Annotated in this window: 13 protein-coding genes and 1 pseudogene; 9 read left to right on the forward strand and 5 right to left on the reverse strand. The window is 40.5% G+C overall.

Annotated features, from left to right (window positions below; all coding sequences use genetic code 11):
• The 6 genes and pseudogenes from QL998_RS05085 to QL998_RS05110 form a co-directional block, all read left to right on the forward strand.
• Positions 1 to 233: pseudogene (locus QL998_RS05085) on the forward strand (IS4 family transposase); the annotation flags it as partial.
• Positions 234 to 485: 252 nt separating this feature from the next.
• The gene (gmk, locus tag QL998_RS05090) at positions 486 to 1,106 is read left to right on the forward strand and encodes a guanylate kinase (protein WP_290192264.1); all 621 of its coding nucleotides are present in this window, start codon (positions 486 to 488) and stop codon (positions 1,104 to 1,106) included.
• A gap of 125 nt (positions 1,107 to 1,231) precedes the next feature.
• Positions 1,232 to 1,507, forward strand: a complete 276-nt coding sequence (rpoZ, locus tag QL998_RS05095; RefSeq protein WP_002958829.1) for a DNA-directed RNA polymerase subunit omega — start codon at positions 1,232 to 1,234, stop codon at positions 1,505 to 1,507.
• 325 nt (positions 1,508 to 1,832) lie between these two features.
• Positions 1,833 to 3,938: a bifunctional GTP diphosphokinase/guanosine-3',5'-bis pyrophosphate 3'-pyrophosphohydrolase gene (gene spoT / locus QL998_RS05100; protein WP_290192265.1), complete on the forward strand. Its 2,106-nt coding sequence runs from the start codon at positions 1,833 to 1,835 to the stop codon at positions 3,936 to 3,938.
• Positions 3,939 to 3,950: 12 nt separating this feature from the next.
• Positions 3,951 to 4,343 carry a RidA family protein gene (locus QL998_RS05105; protein ID WP_039488601.1) on the forward strand — a complete coding sequence of 131 codons (393 nt, stop codon included), beginning with the start codon at positions 3,951 to 3,953 and terminating at the stop codon, positions 4,341 to 4,343.
• A gap of 152 nt (positions 4,344 to 4,495) precedes the next feature.
• On the forward strand, positions 4,496 to 6,103 hold the full coding sequence (locus QL998_RS05110; RefSeq protein ID WP_290192266.1) for a FapA family protein: 1,608 nt from the start codon (positions 4,496 to 4,498) through the stop codon (positions 6,101 to 6,103).
• 40 nt (positions 6,104 to 6,143) lie between these two features.
• On the opposite strand, the gene asnA is transcribed toward QL998_RS05110, so the two are convergent.
• Positions 6,144 to 7,139: an aspartate--ammonia ligase gene (gene asnA / locus QL998_RS05115; RefSeq protein ID WP_182193715.1), complete on the reverse strand. Its 996-nt coding sequence runs from the start codon at positions 7,137 to 7,139 to the stop codon at positions 6,144 to 6,146.
• Between the two features lie 197 nt (positions 7,140 to 7,336).
• Between asnA and asnC the strand changes: the two genes are divergently transcribed.
• Genes asnC through recG form a run of 3 tightly spaced genes read left to right on the forward strand, consistent with a single transcriptional unit; the run spans position 7,337 to position 10,663 of the window.
• Complete coding sequence (asnC, locus tag QL998_RS05120; protein WP_002958822.1) at positions 7,337 to 7,795, forward strand: transcriptional regulator AsnC; 459 nt, start codon at positions 7,337 to 7,339, stop codon at positions 7,793 to 7,795.
• 41 nt (positions 7,796 to 7,836) lie between these two features.
• Entirely contained in the window at positions 7,837 to 8,523 is a 687-nt protein-coding gene (gene trmH, locus QL998_RS05125) for a tRNA (guanosine(18)-2'-O)-methyltransferase TrmH (RefSeq protein WP_076925783.1), read from the forward strand.
• Positions 8,524 to 8,581: 58 nt separating this feature from the next.
• Complete coding sequence (gene recG, locus QL998_RS05130; RefSeq protein WP_290192267.1) at positions 8,582 to 10,663, forward strand: ATP-dependent DNA helicase RecG; 2,082 nt, start codon at positions 8,582 to 8,584, stop codon at positions 10,661 to 10,663.
• Between the two features lie 196 nt (positions 10,664 to 10,859).
• On the opposite strand, the gene QL998_RS05135 is transcribed toward recG, so the two are convergent.
• The 4 genes from QL998_RS05135 to QL998_RS05150 all read right to left on the reverse strand — a co-directional run bounded on the left by QL998_RS05135 (position 10,860) and on the right by QL998_RS05150 (position 17,146).
• Positions 10,860 to 12,992: an alpha-galactosidase gene (locus QL998_RS05135; RefSeq protein ID WP_182193719.1), complete on the reverse strand. Its 2,133-nt coding sequence runs from the start codon at positions 12,990 to 12,992 to the stop codon at positions 10,860 to 10,862.
• Positions 12,993 to 13,313: 321 nt separating this feature from the next.
• Positions 13,314 to 14,792 carry an SLC5 family protein gene (locus QL998_RS05140; RefSeq protein WP_182193722.1) on the reverse strand — a complete coding sequence of 493 codons (1,479 nt, stop codon included), beginning with the start codon at positions 14,790 to 14,792 and terminating at the stop codon, positions 13,314 to 13,316.
• A gap of 53 nt (positions 14,793 to 14,845) precedes the next feature.
• Positions 14,846 to 15,607 (reverse strand): SapC family protein, encoded by a 762-nt coding sequence (locus QL998_RS05145; protein ID WP_182193724.1) that lies wholly within the window; start codon positions 15,605 to 15,607, stop codon positions 14,846 to 14,848.
• 12 nt (positions 15,608 to 15,619) lie between these two features.
• On the reverse strand, positions 15,620 to 17,146 hold the full coding sequence (locus tag QL998_RS05150; protein WP_182193725.1) for a tryptophan halogenase family protein: 1,527 nt from the start codon (positions 17,144 to 17,146) through the stop codon (positions 15,620 to 15,622).
• Positions 17,147 to 17,197 lie beyond the last annotated feature (51 nt).

Raw genomic sequence — 17,197 nt, forward strand, 5'->3', positions numbered from 1 at the left:
TGTTATCTCCCAAAGCATGGAAGTTATTGTGGTTAAAGAGAATAAAAACACCATTGCCTGAAACTGCTCCAAATATGTCATGGGCGTATCAGGAACTGGCAAAGTTAGGAGGCTGGAAAGATACCAAGCGCACAGGGCGTGCATCTGTGAAAGTGTTATGGCAAGGATGGCTTAAGTTACAAGCCATCCTGGAAGGCTACGATTTAGCAAAATCTCTTGAGTCAGACTTGTGATCAAGAGACAGCCTTTACTAGGTGATACTTCACCTTATCAAATACTTATATCTAGCGGCTAGTTCTGTTGACAATTTTAAACTGCAATTTTATTTAAAATCTAACTTAGCAAAATACGCCCAAGCCAATTTGGGCATGACCAACATGAGCACGACTAACTTGAGCAAGGTGAGCTAATTAAAGTACAATGCAGTTAATTAAAGGCTTGGCTTACTTGTAACCCAGGCCTGTTTATTTTTAGGTAGAGAAAAAATGGCACAAACTCGCGGTAACTTATTTATTTTGTCAGCCCCTTCTGGTGCTGGTAAATCAAGCTTAATCAATGCGTTATTAAAAAAACACGCTGACATGAAAGTATCTGTATCACATACAACTCGCGCCCCTCGCCCAGGTGAAGAAAATGGCGTACATTATCACTTTGTATCTACAGACGAATTTAAAGCGCTTATTGCCAAAGATGACTTTTTTGAATGGGCTCAAGTATTCGATAATTACTACGGCACATCAAAGCAAGCTATTGAGTCGCAACTTGATGCGGGTATTGATGTGTTTTTAGATATTGATTGGCAAGGCGCTCAGCAAGTGCGCAAAATTATGCCAAGCGTACAAACTATTTTTATACTACCTCCTTCAAAAGAAGAATTAGAGCAACGCTTAAATAACCGTGGCCAAGATTCGGCTGAAGTTATTGCCTCTCGTATGGCAAAAGCACAATCTGAAACATCACATTATAACGAATACGACTTTGTAATTGTTAATGATGACTTTGAGAGCGCACTTGCCGACATAGAAACAATTGTAATGGCTCAGCGCTTAACGCTAAAAACCCAAGAAGATCGTCATCAAGCTTTACTAAATAGTCTGCTTAAATAATTTAAGCCTACTTAAATTAGGCTTAGGCAAGTAAAACTGATAAAAATTGAACACTGGCTATTGGCGAAAGTGGCTCCTTGGAGTAAACTACGCCTTTGCTTTTAAATTATTTTTGGAGTGCTGTGATGGCCCGCGTAACAGTTGAAGATGCAGTAGATGCAGTTGGTAATCGTTTTGACTTAATTTTAGTTGCGGCTCGTCGTGCCCGCCAAATTGCTGTTGGTGGTAAAACTCCACTAGTAGACCCTGAAAACGATAAGCCAACGGTAGTTGCTTTACGTGAAATTGAATTAGGTTTAGTTGATAGCTCTTCAATGGACTTAATTGACCGTGAAGAACAACAACACCAAGAAGCAGCAGAATTAGCTGCTGTTGCTGCCATTGTTGGTGGCAACCAATAATCGACCTCCCGGTCTGATTTAGCCAACGGCGCAGTATTTCTACTATAGCCGTTGGCAATCCTTTCATTTCATCGTATATTCGTAACTTACCTAATTTGCTTCACTAGGGCTGTCTATCTTTCGAGGTTAAATTTGCAGTAGTATGCTTGCATAAATGCCAAACAGGAGCTGTCCAAAGGGTTCTGCCTAGGGGCAATTTACTCTTTGTTTCTCGATTTTTACTTAGCCCGCTAGGCTAAAAACCTCGCGCCGCGATTAAATCGCCCCTAGATTGAACAAATTTTAATCCTGAAAGGTCAACAGGCCCTAGAACATTGGAGTGTGAATGTATCTTTTTGAAGGTCTTAAAAAGAAAATTTCAGAATACTTGCCCGCAGCTGATGTAGAGCTGGTTCAAAAATCTTACGTGGTAGCCCGAGAGGCCCATGAAGGACAAACTCGCTCAAGTGGCGAACCTTATATTACTCATCCTGTTGAAGTAACCCAAATTCTTGCAGGCATGCATCTTGACCATGAAACGCTCATGGCCGCGCTAATGCACGATGTAATTGAAGATACTGATTTTAGCCAACAAGATTTAGCCGAAATTTTTGGCGAAACAGTGGCAGAACTCGTTGAAGGTGTAAGTAAGCTCGATAAACTTAGCTTTAAAGATAAAAAAGAATTCCAAGCCGAAAACTACCGTAAAATGATTATGGCAATGACTCAGGATATTCGGGTTATTTTAATCAAGCTTGCTGATAGAACGCACAATATGCGTACCTTAGGGGCACTGCGCCCAGATAAGCGCCGCAGAATAGCACGTGAAACGCTTGAAATTTACGCGCCAATAGCAAACCGTTTAGGTATCCACGATATTAAAAATGAGCTTGAAGACTTAGGTTTTCAAGCTTTATATCCTATGCGTCATCGCGCACTTAAATCTGAAGTAGCAAAAGCACGTGGTAATCGCAAAGAAGTTATCACTAATATCCAACACGAAATAGAAGCACGTCTTGAAGAGTCAGGCATTAAAGCGACTGTGTCAGGCCGTGAGAAACATTTATATAGTATTTATAAAAAAATGCTTAATAAAGAACTGCTATTTAACGAAGTTATGGATATTTACGCGTTTAGGATTGCAGTTGATTCTATGGATACGTGTTATCGCGTATTAGGTGTGGTTCATAGTCTTTATAAGCCTATAGAAACACGCTTTAAAGATTATATTGCAGTACCAAAAACTAACGGTTACCAATCGCTTCATACTTCATTAGTTGGCCCACACGGAATACCTGTTGAGATTCAGATTCGTACTCACGATATGGATCAGATGGCCGACAAAGGTGTAGCGGCGCACTGGATGTATAAAAAATCAGGTGATGGTGCAGGTAATACTTCGCAGCAACGTGCTCGCCAATGGATGCAAAGCTTATTAGAGCTTCAGCAAAGTGCGGGTTCATCGTTTGAATTTATTGAAAATGTAAAAACTGAGCTATTCCCAGAAGAAATTTACGTATTTACACCTGATGGTCGTATTGTTGAGCTACCAATGGGCGCTACCGCAGTCGATTTTGCGTATGCAGTTCATACTGATGTAGGCAACACTTGTGTAGGCGCACGCGTTAATCGCAAGCCACATCCTTTAAGTAGGCCGTTAGATACAGGGCAAACCATAGAGATAATAACAAGCTCAGGTGCCCACCCTAATGCAACATGGCTAAACTTTATTGTTACTGGTAAAGCACGCTTAGGTGTTCGTAATTACCTTAGAAGCCAGCATCATGAAGAAGCTATGCTTTTAGGGCGTCGTTTACTTGATTCGGCATTAGGTGAAAACAAACTAGATAGTATTGCTGATGAAAATATAGCGAGAGTACTTGAAGAACACGAACTCTCCACAGTTTTAGAGTTGTTGGTAGAAATTGGCTCTGGTAACTTAATGAGCATGTTAATTGCCAAGCGCTTATTGCAAAATGACAATGACGATTTAACTGATATAACAAACCAAGCCAAAGCGACCATTATTGGTACTGAAGGCATGTTAGTGAATTACTCTAAGTGCTGCCGACCTGTACCAGGTGATGCCATTACAGCTCACATAAGCCAAGGTAAAGGCCTGACTGTTCACCGCCAAGAATGTAAAAACATTCGTGGTTGGGAAAATGAGCGCTCTAAATACTTAGTTGTAAAATGGGACGATAGCCCAGAAAAAGAATATATTGCAGCTCTGAGAGTTGAAATTATTAACCATCAAGGCGCGTTAGCTAAGCTAACCAATGTTGTTGCTACAACCCAAGCCAATATTGTAGAAATTGCCACTGATGAAAAAGAAAGTAATTTATACGTGATAGATTTAGGGGTTACCGTTAAAAACCGTATCCACGTTGCCAACATTATGCGCCGCATTCGCGTTATGCCTGATGTGCAAAAAGTCTATCGTAAAAAATAAAATAGGAAACACATGAATAAAGCATTTATCTCTACCGACAAAGCACCTGCAGCTATTGGCACTTACAGCCAAGCAGTTAAAGTAGGTACCGCTGTTTATTTATCTGGTCAAATTCCATTAGTTCCAGAAACGATGGAAATGATTTCAGAAGACTTTAGCGAACAAACGCATCAAGTATTTAAAAATATTACTGCGGTATGCGAAAAAGCAGGCGGGCAAATTCAAGATTTAGTGAAAATCAATATTTACCTAACAGATCTATCTAACTTCGCCACTGTAAATGAAGTAATGAGCCAATACTTTAAACAACCTTACCCAGCGAGAGCTGCATTAGGTGTTCGTGCACTCCCAAAAGGTGCACAAGTTGAAATAGACGGAATAATGGAACTTCCTTCTACCAATTAAGTATTACAGGCTATAGAGCTTCTCTATAGCCTTTATTTTCTCGCTCTGCACTTCGTTTTCTCTGACTTCTTGACTCAAATGTAAATTTCTAGCAATCTGTAGTTGTGTTTTAAAAAACAAACTTAACTTAAGTAGTAAAAAAGGATTAACTCGTGTTTAAGATTGCCAACAATGGAAATGTTTTACTTGATGTAAAAGAACATATTCCTCCCAGCGCTGCATTTATTTTAGAGGCTCTCGAAAAGTCAGCTTTTTGCGACTGTAAAATAGATCATGACGCTATTAATGATTTTTTTAAAAACGAAAACACACAACAAACTCTGGTTGTAGCAACAAAACACAATGCTACTTTAAATGTAACAATTAGCGACGATAAAATGCTGGCCATTGGCGAGCTAACGCTTGCCCAAGGTGGAAAGTTATTAAGCTTAGAAGATGCAAAAAAACAACTCGTTAAAGCAGGTATTGTGCGCGGGTATAAACAAGCTTTTTTAGAACAGCTGCTACAAAAACAATCTGAACACTCTGCGGGATCTGTAGTTAAGGGGATATTAGCTAAAGGTACACTCCCAAGCGATGGTTTAGCCACTAAACTAATAACAACGGTAGAGACTTTAAAAGATCGTTTAAAAGCGCCCAAACTCAAAGAAGACGGCAGTGTGGACATGCGCGACTTTGGCAAGCTTGCAAGCGTAGAGCCTGGCTCTGTGCTTATACGCCAACAACCAGCAACTCCCGGTAAAGAAGGATTTACCGTAATAGGTGACATACTGCCTGCAAAACCCGGAGAAAATAAACAATTAGTGGCTGGCGAAGGCACTGAAATATCAAAAATGAATCCGCTTGAGTTAGTCTCTACTATTGCTGGTGTTCCGGTTGAAATTAATAATGGCATGCGTGTCGACGATATTTTTACCATTTCAGATGTAAATGTAAAAAGCGGCCATATTGACTTTCAAGGCAGTGTTATTGTTACTCGCAATATAGACCCAGGGATGAAAGTAACTGCCAAAGGCGATATTACTATATTTGGCACGGTTGAATCTGGCGAGCTTACCGCAGGCGGAAACATCACTGTTAAACAAGGTATTATTGGCCATCAAAAAGTGGATAGTAAATCACTTTCTTGCAAACTAATTGCGCTGGGTGATATTCATGTATCTCACTCACAGTATTGCTATCTAGAAGCAAATAATATTTTTATTGAGCGTCAAACAAGCCATTGTGTAATGAAAGCTAAACGCTTACTGCAAGTTGGTCAATCAGACTTACCTAAGGGTAAAATATTTGGTGGAGAAATACTTGATGCAACGACCCTCATTGCTGGCGAAATAGGGAATGAGTCAGGTGCTAAAATGATTATTAACTTAGCGGCTTCTGGCGCCGAAATAACAGCAGATACTGATAATTGCTTTAAAGACTTAGCTAAAACAGATGCACAGCTAGACACGTTGCAAGCAGCACTAGAAAAAACTGATTTAGTGAAAGATGCCGAAAAGAAAAAACTATTAATTACTAAAATTGGTGCTACTCAAAAGCATTATTGTGAGCAGGCAGAGCAATTAGAAAAACGTCTTTCAAACTTAGATCACGACTTACACGATTTACTTAACGACGCTAATTTAGCGGTAAATTCTGTTTTGCATTCAGGTGTAGAAATTCATATTTTTGATAAAGTGCTAAAAACAATCCGTAATTACCCTCCGTGCAACGTTAAACTTTTGAATAACAAAATTGAAATAGAGTTTAAAACAAGCTAAGAACAGAGTGCTCTATTGAGCACTCAAATTAATTCATATTTTAAAGTAAACCACTTACCTCAACATGTGTTTGCTGCGGCCATACACCCACTTGTACTTGACCAATATGCTGCTTTTGTAGCAATAGCATCGCTAAGCGCGACTGTCCTATTCCACCGCCAATTGTTTGCGGGAATTTACTTTGTAGTAGCGCTTTATGCCAATCAAACTCTAAGCGATCTTCATCTCCAGTTGTACTTAACTGTGCTTTTAAAACTTCAGGGCTTACACGTATACCCATTGATGATATTTCAAATGCATCTTCAAGCACTGGGTTCCATACTAAAATATCGCCATTTAAACCCATGTATTGATCGCATGTTGGTGTAGACCAATCATCGTAATCTGGGGCTCTTACATCATGGATTTTACCATCACCAAGCGCGCCACCAATACCAATTAAAAATACAGCACCATATTCTTGTGCAATGGCTTTTTCGCGTTGCTTAGCACTAAATTCAGGATACATTTTACGTAGCTCTTCACTGTGTACAAACTTAATATCATCCGGTAAAAAAGGCGTCAAACCATAAGACTCTCTTACAAAAGCTTCCGTCTCTTTTATCCCTTTATAAATAGACTGAACAGTTTGCTTTAGTGTTGCCAGCGAACGCTCTGTCGTTTCGCTAATTACTTTTTCCCAATCCCACTGATCAACATATACAGAATGAATAGGACTTAATGAATCTTCGTCTGGGCGCAAAGCTTTCATTTGAGTGTAAATACCCTCACCAACACCAAAGCCATAAGTAGCCAGTGTTTTACGTTTCCACTTAGCCAGTGAATGCACCACTTCGTAGCGGCTATCTGTAATCGCTTTCACATTTACAGCAACTGCGTTTTCATGGCCGCTTAAGTTATCTTGCGTGCCGTCGCCAACCTTAGCCAAAATTGGGGCTTGAACCTCAACCAGCCCAAGTTGGGTTTCTAGTTGTTGTGAAAAAAATTGCTTAACTTTACTTATTTGCTGCTGTTGCTGCACATAGTGTGAACTCATAATAATTGGCCTCATTCCCAGTTATTGTTACTTGCTTAATTGATAAAAAGCGCTCTAACTAGCGCCCTTAATGAAGTTAATGTAACGATTTGAAGGATTAATTCAACATCCCACAACAAAAATAGCTTTAATATATAAAAAGCATTAATTAAGTGATATAAAAACCAGATATTCGATAATTTTATGAGAAAAATATAATGGAAAATTATTTAATCGATAATCTCGATAAACAGATACTTCATGCGTTAATGGCAAATGCCCGTACTGCATACGCCGAATTAGCAAAAAGATTTAATGTAAGCGCGGGGACAATTCACGTAAGAATTGAAAAAATGAAGCAGGCAGGGATCATTACAGGCACCCAATTAACGATTAATACTAAACAGCTAGGCTACGATGTGTGTTGCTTTATAGGCATTAATTTAAATAACGCACGTGATTACCCGCAAACGCTTATAAAGCTAGAAGCATTGGAGGAAGTGGTAGAGGCTTATTACACAACAGGTAACTACAGTATATTTATAAAAGTAATGACAAAATCCATTGATCACTTACAAGATGTACTGATTAATAAAATACAGGCAATAGAGGCCATTCAATCAACAGAAACACTTATTTCTCTACAAAACCCAATTAGCCGTACGGTAATGCCTTAACTGTAAAAATCTCGTATAATTGCCGAAAAAAGAGGATAACCATGCAGCAAACTCGCTATCAAAGAATCGAAGACGTACTTTCGCGCCGTCAAACAGACTTAACCGTGTGCTTAGAAGACGTGCATAAACACCATAACTTATCGGCAATAGTACGAAGTGCTGATGCGGTTGGTTGCCATCACGTACATGCTGTATGGCCTGAAAAACAAAAATGGCTAACAAACAATACCTCGGGTGGCAGTAAAAACTGGCTAGAGACGCACCTGCATAGAAATATTGATGATGCTGTAGTGGCAATGCGTGAACGCAATCCAGAAATACAGATATTAGCGACTCACCTGTCAGAAGATGCCGTTGATTTTAGAGAAGTAGATTACACCAAGCCAACGGCTATTATTGTTGGACAAGAAAAAACAGGGATATCAGAAAAAGCCCTAGAATATGCCGATCAAAATATTATTATTCCAATGCAAGGCATGGTGCAATCGCTAAATGTTTCGGTTGCTGCTGCGCTAATATTGTTTGAAGCACAGCGCCAACGAGAGCTGGCTGGTTTATATAATAGAGATATGCTGAGCGCCGAAGTTAAGCACCCACTTTACTTTGAAGGCTGCCATCCTATTATTGCAAGGCAGTGTAAACAAAAAAAATTACCCTACCCAGCACTTGATGAAAACGGCGAAATCGTCGCTGATGAGCAATTTTGGCAAGCTTTAAAACATACTTGATGGACTAAAGCTCTGTAAGTACACTTAACTTACTCACAAATAATAAGATTGATACAATTTGTCTAAACCTAGCTTAAATCAATACCCAATTACAGAGCTCAAAGGGGTCGGCCCAAAAATGGCTGAGCGTTTGCTAAAGCTAGGTATTTTAACTGTGCAAGATATGCTTTTTCATTTGCCACTTCGCTACGAAGATCGTACTCGCTTATACGCGATTAGCGAGTTGTCACTGCATAGCCACGTAAGTGTTGAAGCCACAATTGAAACAAGCCAAATAACGTTTGGTAAAAGGCGCATGCTTGTTTGCCAAATCAATGATGGTACTGGCAGGCTAACACTACGATTTTTTAATTTTACCGCCGCACAAAAGAACGCATTTAGTGCAGGTAAAATAATACGTTGTTTTGGTGAGATACGCCGAGGCCGTGTTGGCTTTGAAATGAGTCATCCTGAATACAGCATCAGCGATACCTCTAACGAGCAGCCGGTAGCGACGACATTAACACCCGTTTATTCAACAACCGAAGGTTTAAAGCAGCTATCGATTAGAGCTTTAAGCGAACAGGCTATTGATTTACTACACAAATATTCAATAGAAGAACTACTGCCTTCAAAATGGCAGCTATCAAGTATGGCGTTAAGCGACGCCTTATTATTGCTGCATCGCCCACCTAATGATGTTGATGTAACTGCATTAGAACAAGGTACTCACCCTGCTCAACAGCGCCTTGTATTTGAAGAATTACTTGCACAAAATCTCAGCTTATTAAAAGTAAGAGAGCAAGGGCAACAAGTTAAAGCCGTGGCATTAAATCCGGTAAACACATTAGAAAGCCAATTTTTAGAGCAACTTCCTTTTGCACCCACAAATGCGCAAAGCCGCGTAGTTGCTGAAATTAAAGGTGACATGCAACACGCGTATCCCATGATGCGTTTAGTACAAGGCGATGTAGGCTCAGGTAAAACCCTAGTAGCAGCACTTAGTGCACTAACAGCCATTGCTCAGGGCTTTCAAGTCGCTTTAATGGCTCCTACTGAAATTTTATCAGAGCAACATGGTGTTAATTTTACAACGTGGTTTAATCAACTAGGCATAACAGTTGCGTGGCTTGGCGGTAAAACAAAGGGCAAAGAGCGCGTAGCAACACTTGAAAAAATTGCCTCTGGTGAGGCGCAAATGATTGTAGGTACTCACGCTTTATTCCAAGATGAAGTTAAGTTTAATAACTTAGTGCTCATCGTTATTGACGAACAACACCGCTTTGGTGTCCACCAGCGTTTATCACTACGCGAAAAGGGTAAGTTTGGTGATTGCTACCCCCATCAACTAGTTATGACCGCAACACCTATCCCACGTACACTCGCTATGACCGCCTACGCCGACTTAGAAACTTCTGTGATTGACGAGCTGCCACCAGGGCGTACGCCAATCACAACAGTGGCACTTCCTGATACTCGCAGAGACGATATTATTGCTCGCGTTAAATTAGCGTGTAACGAGCAAGGCCGCCAAGTTTATTGGGTGTGTACACTTATTGATGAATCTGAAGTACTGCAGTGCCAGGCAGCGGAGGACAGCGCACTGCAGTTAAAAGAAGCGCTACCAGAGCTAAACGTAGGCTTAGTACATGGCCGAATGAAATCAGCTGAAAAACAAGCCATTATGAGTGAGTTTAAAGCAGGTAATATACATGTTTTAGTTGCCACTACGGTTATTGAAGTTGGTGTAGATGTCCCCAATGCGAGCTTAATCATTATAGAAAACCCCGAGCGCTTAGGCTTAGCACAATTACATCAATTACGTGGGCGAGTTGGCCGTGGCGCTACGGCATCGCATTGCGTACTTTTATACCACGCACCGTTGTCTCACACCGCTCAAAAGCGATTAGGAGTACTACGCGATAGTAACGATGGTTTTGTGATAGCTGAGCGCGATTTAGAAATTCGTGGCCCTGGTGAAGTACTTGGTACAAAACAAACAGGGTTAGCCGAGTTTAAAATTGCAGATCTTACCCGTGATAAGCACATACTTAATCAAGTTAGGCCGATTGCACAGCAAATGCTTAAGCAACACCCTGAAGCTGTTGACCCACTAATTCAACGTTGGTTGGGTAATAAGCAAAATTACGCGCAAGCGTAACCACTCTATTTTCGATACTTTGAGTTTACTAAGTTAATTTACTAAATTAGCTTACTAAGTTAGGGATGCTAAATTTATTTGTTAGCATTTACAAAGGATATAAAAAAGTCAGCTCTAAACAATATAGAGCTGACTACTGATATCTAAGCTAAGCAGCATAAAAGCGATTAGCGCCTTTTACTGCTCTTAGTTAAATTTAAGCTTTGTTAAGCTCAAATATAAGCGATGTTTGCGGGAATGATATTGGCATTTGTAAACCAAACTGCATTAGCGCTTCACCTGTAAATGTTTGACCATTTACCGCAGCAATAGAAGATGGGCGATACTCTTCAAATTTTACCGGCCACACTAAATTAAGTGTGTACTGCGCATCGCCATCTAGGCCAACAAAACGTAATTTATTAGGCGCTGTACGCGGTGTTTCACGAACGCTGTTATACGCAAATAACGCTTTTGTTTTTTGCTCATCGATTAAACCAAAGTTAATTGATAAATCGTCGCTATCTAAGCGGTATAAATCGGCGCTATGAATAAACTCACGATGCTCTTTATGAAGTGCTATTGCCGCTTTAAGTGCATTGTATTCGTGATCGTTCAGTTCACGTGGGTCCATTTCAATGCCCATGTGGCCAAACATTGATACCGCAGCACGCATTTCAATACTTACATTACGCCCTGTGATATGACAATCGCGTGGGCCTACGTGTGCACCCATAACCGACGATGGGAAAAAGAACGAACATCCACGCTGTATTTCAAGGCGGTCAAGCGCATCGTTTGAATCTGACGTCCATACACGGTCTGTGTGTGCAAGTACGCCGTAATCTACACGTGCACCACCTGACGAACAGCTTTCTATTTCAAGCCCTGGGTGCGCCGCTTTAATACGGTCAATTAAACGATAGAGTGCTAATGTTTGCTGGTGCACTGCTGGCTTACCATCAAAATTACCCGCATGGTTAATATCGCGGTTCATGTCCCATTTAATGTACTTAATAGTTGGGTATTCAACTAAAATATCGTCGATGGCTTTGTATAGGTACTCAACAACCTCAGAGCGCGTTAGATCAAGTACTAGCTGATTTCTAAAGCTTAACTGTTCGTTGTTTTCAGATCCTAAAACCCAATCTGGATGCGCGCGGTATAAATCGCTATCAGGGTTGACCATTTCTGGTTCGAACCAAATACCAAACTCCATACCCAAGCTATTCACATGATCAATAACGGGTGATAAACCATTTGGGTAAATTTTATAATCTACTGTCCAATCACCTAAACCAGCGTTATCGCCACGGCGGCCTTTAAACCAACCATCATCAAGTACAAAACGTTCAATACCTAACGGCGCTACTTTGTCGGCTAGTTGCTTAAGCGTGTCTACGTCGTGATCAAAGTAAATGCCTTCCCATGTGTTGTAATGCACAGGACGCGTTTTTTCACGCTGTGCTTGGCTAAGTAAATTAGCTTTAACAAAACGATGAAAATTACGAGAAAGCGCACTAAAACCTTCACTCGAAAACGAGCCATAAATGCTCGGGCTTTGATACGTTTGACCTTTAGCAAGCGTAAGCTCACCAGGAAGTAATAACTCACCCATTTGTACATAACGACGACCTTCAGCTAAAAGCTCTGCGCGTAATTTATTATTGCCACTCCAACCTAAATGAAAGCCGTAACATTCGCCGTGTTGCTCGCCTGCATTTTCGTTATGCACTAATAAACCTGGAAATACATCGTGTGATGTTTTGCCTTTACGGTTTTCGCGAACAAAACTGCCTAAAACTAAATCAACCGACTGACGTTGAAATTCGTTTGACCAACGACCTTCAAAGCTCACTATTTTGCTTACGCTATCTGGTAGCTGAAATGTTGGTGCTGCGCAAAAGTTAACGCTTAGCGGTAAGTCGCCTAAATTAGTTAATACAGTATGTGCGCTTAGTACATCAGTGTTTTTATCAAGTGTAATGCTGTGCACTACTTCAATACCACGAAGCTTATCTACGCTTACAAACTCAGCGGTCGTACTTGAAGGCTGACGCACTTCTTGAAGCTCTGGCCCTACTGACCATGCGATTGAGTCGTTTACTAGCTCAAGCCCTGGCGCACCAGTAAAGCCCTCACCGAGTAATGGAGATAGAGAAATAGGCGCTTCTTCAACCACGGCACATTTTACTTCTTGACGCGTAGCAAGCTGAGTTAGCATTGTTTCTGTTGTTTGCTCAGATAGGCGTTTACCAAAGTACAGTAACGCCGGTGTTTTGCTCTGGCAGTCGAAAATAACGGTGCTGTTTACACTGTCTAATCGATAAAATGATTTAGTGTCGGCCATGATTTTCCTATCCTCTTATTCATTGTGTGAGTTATAAATATAACGAAAATTAGTAAGCTACACTATGTACTAAATGTATCTCATTGCTTGAGCCACAATCGATCAGACAGTGACATTCAATAATAATAGTATATATCATATAAATTAGGTTTTGATAGTCTTTACATCGCAAATAGTCAGATAAACTCACTGGAAGTACCACTGTAATAAAAAGTATTAAACTAACCTTAGCTTTGAAGTTGTCATGTTGCTTTTAATACATATAAAAAATCGGCCAGAGTTTCCCCATGACCGATTTTGTCAGCTTAAACTATTTATACGTTATTTTTGTACTTGTGCTTGGCCTGCGTCATCAAGTGCCGGTGTTTTACCTGCCCACTGCGCATTCAAACCAAATACCACTTTATTTACTATCAATGCAAAAGCTACACATACAATCAGTGTAATTGGCATTAAATGAATGTAATGAATGTCAGTATGTAGTGGTGAGTTTGCAAACGTAAGCATGCCGTACATTACAACACCTAAAATTACTGCTGCAATACCTGCACGTGCATCAACATTTTTAAATAATAAGCCCACTACAAAAATTGAGAATATAGGCATACTTAATAAGCCGTTTAATTGCTGTAGTAAGTTAATAATACTGTCGGCTTGCTGGTAAATTGGTACAAGTACCAGTGCTAAGCTTGTTAGTAGCAATGTTACGTAACCACTTAGCTTTACAACACTTGGCTCTTTATTAAAGTAAGCTTCGTGAATGTCACACACGTATAGTGCTGTAGCTGAATTTAATAAGCTGTTGTAAGTAGAGAGTACAGCGGCTGCCATTGCCGCTGCAAACACACCGGTTAACCATGCTGGCATTACATCACCTACAATTCGACCATAAGCAGCGTCGCCAATATCGCCGTAAAGTTTAAACGAAATAATACCCGGTAATACCACAATTGCAGGGACGATTAAAAAACGAATACCCGCAGCTGCAAATATACCTTTTTGCGCTTCTTTAACATTAGGAGCAGCCATGGCTCGTTGCGTAATTGTTTGGTTAGTACCCCAGTAATACATTTGAATAAAGATCATACCGGTTAAAAGTGTTGGCCACGGAATAGGTGAGTCAGCATCGCCTATGAGTGTTAAGCGCTCCTCAGGAATACCCGTAAAGTCATAATTAATCGCATTAAGTGCTAAAAATACCACTAAAACAGCCATACCCAGTACCAGTAAACCGTTGTAAGTATCAGACACTGCAACTGCACGTAGACCACCAAAAAACGCATAAATAGCACCTACAATGGCAAATGCGGTGGCAATATACATTAGCGGAATATCAACCTTAAACATGGTTTGCATAAACAGCGCACCTGAGTAAATTACCGCTGGCATGTAAATAAGTGCATTACCTAAAAAGAATAATCCCCCAATAACAGCGCGAATATGTTTGTTGTTATAGCGCTTTTCTAAAAGCTCTGTGGTCGTTGTACAGTTGTATTTATAATAAACAGGAATAAACACTTTGGCTAAAATAATCAAACCTATAATTGCTGCAAACTCCCACCAAACTAGTAAAGCCATTTGGTTACCATTCATACCTACTAGTTGGTCGGTACTTAAATTAGTTAATGTTATTGAACCTGCAACAAACATCCAAGTAAGGCCACCGCCCGCTAAAAAATACTCTTTGGTTTGGCTTTGTCCGTTATTACGATTTTGGCCTCGGCATTTCCAATAAGTAAGGCCACCAATTAAAGCGGTGACAAAAACAAAAACCACCAGCTGTAAAATGTTATCTGACATGTGTGTGTCTCCTACGCGTTACGCGCAATGTCTGTGTAATAAAAAAGTGCACGCTACAGCGCGTGCGCATCTCGACTTAGTTCTAACTTAATTTGCTTTAAAGGCATAAGTTCGGGACGTTGGTTGTGCAGCTTTACCAATGCATTTAACTGAAACAGTGAAATAAGCATACTGTTAAGCACACTTAGGTAACCTTGCTTGTGTAAGTTTGCAACGGTATCGCTATCTAAAGTTTGCAGTTTGTCTTCATCAACGGTGCTCAAACCTTGAATAGTTTGGGTTTCGCCTTGTTCAAACTGCAATACAATATCTATGTTTTTAATAAGCCCTAAGCGCGCTACTTCCTGGGTAAATTGATACGTTTGATAATCATTTTTTAAATCGCTCTCAAGTAGCTTTTGCTGTGAATTTAAAAATAAGCTTGGGTTACCTTTAGCATCAAATAGTGCCTCGCCTTGCTGCGTATTTACGGCTGAGCTTTGATCATCAATCGCAATAAAGTAGTCGCTGCTATTTGCTTCACGGGTCATTAAATAAAGAGGCTGGGTTTGCATACATACCGGTGTGTAAAGCGCCTGCCACTGGTGGTTATTAACCAATAAACTTTGCCCAGCACTAAAGCTTGTTAAACCCGATACGGTATAACTGCCGTTTTGCGCATTTCGTGCTAAAAAAATAGGTAAGTCGCAGGCTGCTTTTGCTATTTCATTTGCTCTTAAATTAACTAAATGCTGCGTTTTTGCATATTCAATACCTGCATTAGGGTTAATTTTTAATGTTTGGTGTTTGGTGTTTACTAGTTCACTAATAGCCATAGTTACACATCCTTAAACTGGGTTAGCCGCTAACCACTGCTCAATATAAGCGCGGTGTGGCGGCAAAGTTTGCAACATCTGCTGTGTAAGCTGGCTGTTACGTTCAATTATTTGTTTGGCTTGCACATGTTGTGAATACAAATAAGCCTGTTTAGTAAAGTCTGGTTTGAAGCCCATACCATATAAAACGTACTGGTAGCTGGCGGCTGGGAATAACTCTAATGCGCCATGAAAATCTTGAATAAGCGGGCCACGGCTTCCCCAAAGCAGTAAATCTTCTTGCAGGGTTTGTGGAATAGTATTGGGCTGCACATGTGCTTGCCAGTAAGGTTCTGGGCGCTTGGTTAACATGTAATGCAGCTTTAAAAAGTCGATAATGCGCTGCCAGCGGTAGTCCATTTGCTCGTTAAAGCGTTTAGCTACAATAGGCATTACTTGTGTATCTGCTGGCATATGCTCTGCTACAAAGCGTGCTGAAATTTCAACAAGCATAATAGCGGTTGCTTCAAGCGGCTCTACAAACCCTGCTGACATACCCACTGCAACACAGTTTTTATGCCAAAACTTCTCACGGTAGCCCGACTCAAAGCTAATTTTACGGGCAGTTAAACCGTTTGCTGCATCGCCTAAATAGTTTCGTAAGTTTTGCTCTGCTTCATCGTCTGATAAAAATTTGCTTGAATATACATGCCCTACACCACGACGATGCGTTAAACCTATATCCCAAATCCATCCAGCATTTTGCGCTGTTGCTATGGTATGGCTGGCTAAGGAGTCATCGTTTTCATCGTAAGGGACTTGCATCGCCAGTGCGCTGTCGTTAAATAGCACGTGGTCCATTTTTTTAAACGCTACGTTGAGCGCTTGGCCTAATAACAATGATGAAAAACCAGTACAGTCTATAAATAAATCGGCGCTTATAATGCGGGTTTGATCTTTTAGAGTAAGCTCATTTATTGCACCATCGTCATCAAGTTTTACCTGTTCAACAGTACCAACAATATGCTCTACGCCAAGCTTACTTTTACAATGCTGTTTAAGTATTTCTGCAAAAGCGCCGGCATCTAAGTGATAAGCGTAATTACAGTTACCTTGATATTCACCTTGCGCTATACCTCTTGGGGCTAAGCTTGCTTCGCAAATATCATGTTGAAAATTAGTTTGCTGTGCAAAGTCTTCAACATTATCTAAATATGGGGCTAAATCTATACGGCCGTAGCCTAGCGGTACAGTAAATGGATGGTAGTAAAAGTCATTATTGCCATGCGTCCAATTTACAAACTTTCCGCCTTGTTTGAAGGTAGCATTACAGGCTTTAAACACATCAACTTCACGCAAGCCTATTTGCTGAAGTGTGTTTTTCATCGTGGGCCAGGTACCTTCACCTACGCCAATAGTTGGAATGTCTGACGATTCAACCAACATCACTTTTAAGCCGTCACCATTTTGACCTTGGTGATACGAAGCTATAATTGCAGCGCTCAACCATCCTGCTGTGCCGCCACCAATTACTGCGATTGTTTTTATTGTTTTATTCATAATGGACTACTCTTTGAGTATCTTTGATAACGTTTTATACAACAAATGCCC

Source organism: Pseudoalteromonas sp. APC 3691 (genome assembly GCF_030408135.1).
GTDB lineage: Bacteria > Pseudomonadota > Gammaproteobacteria > Enterobacterales > Alteromonadaceae > Pseudoalteromonas.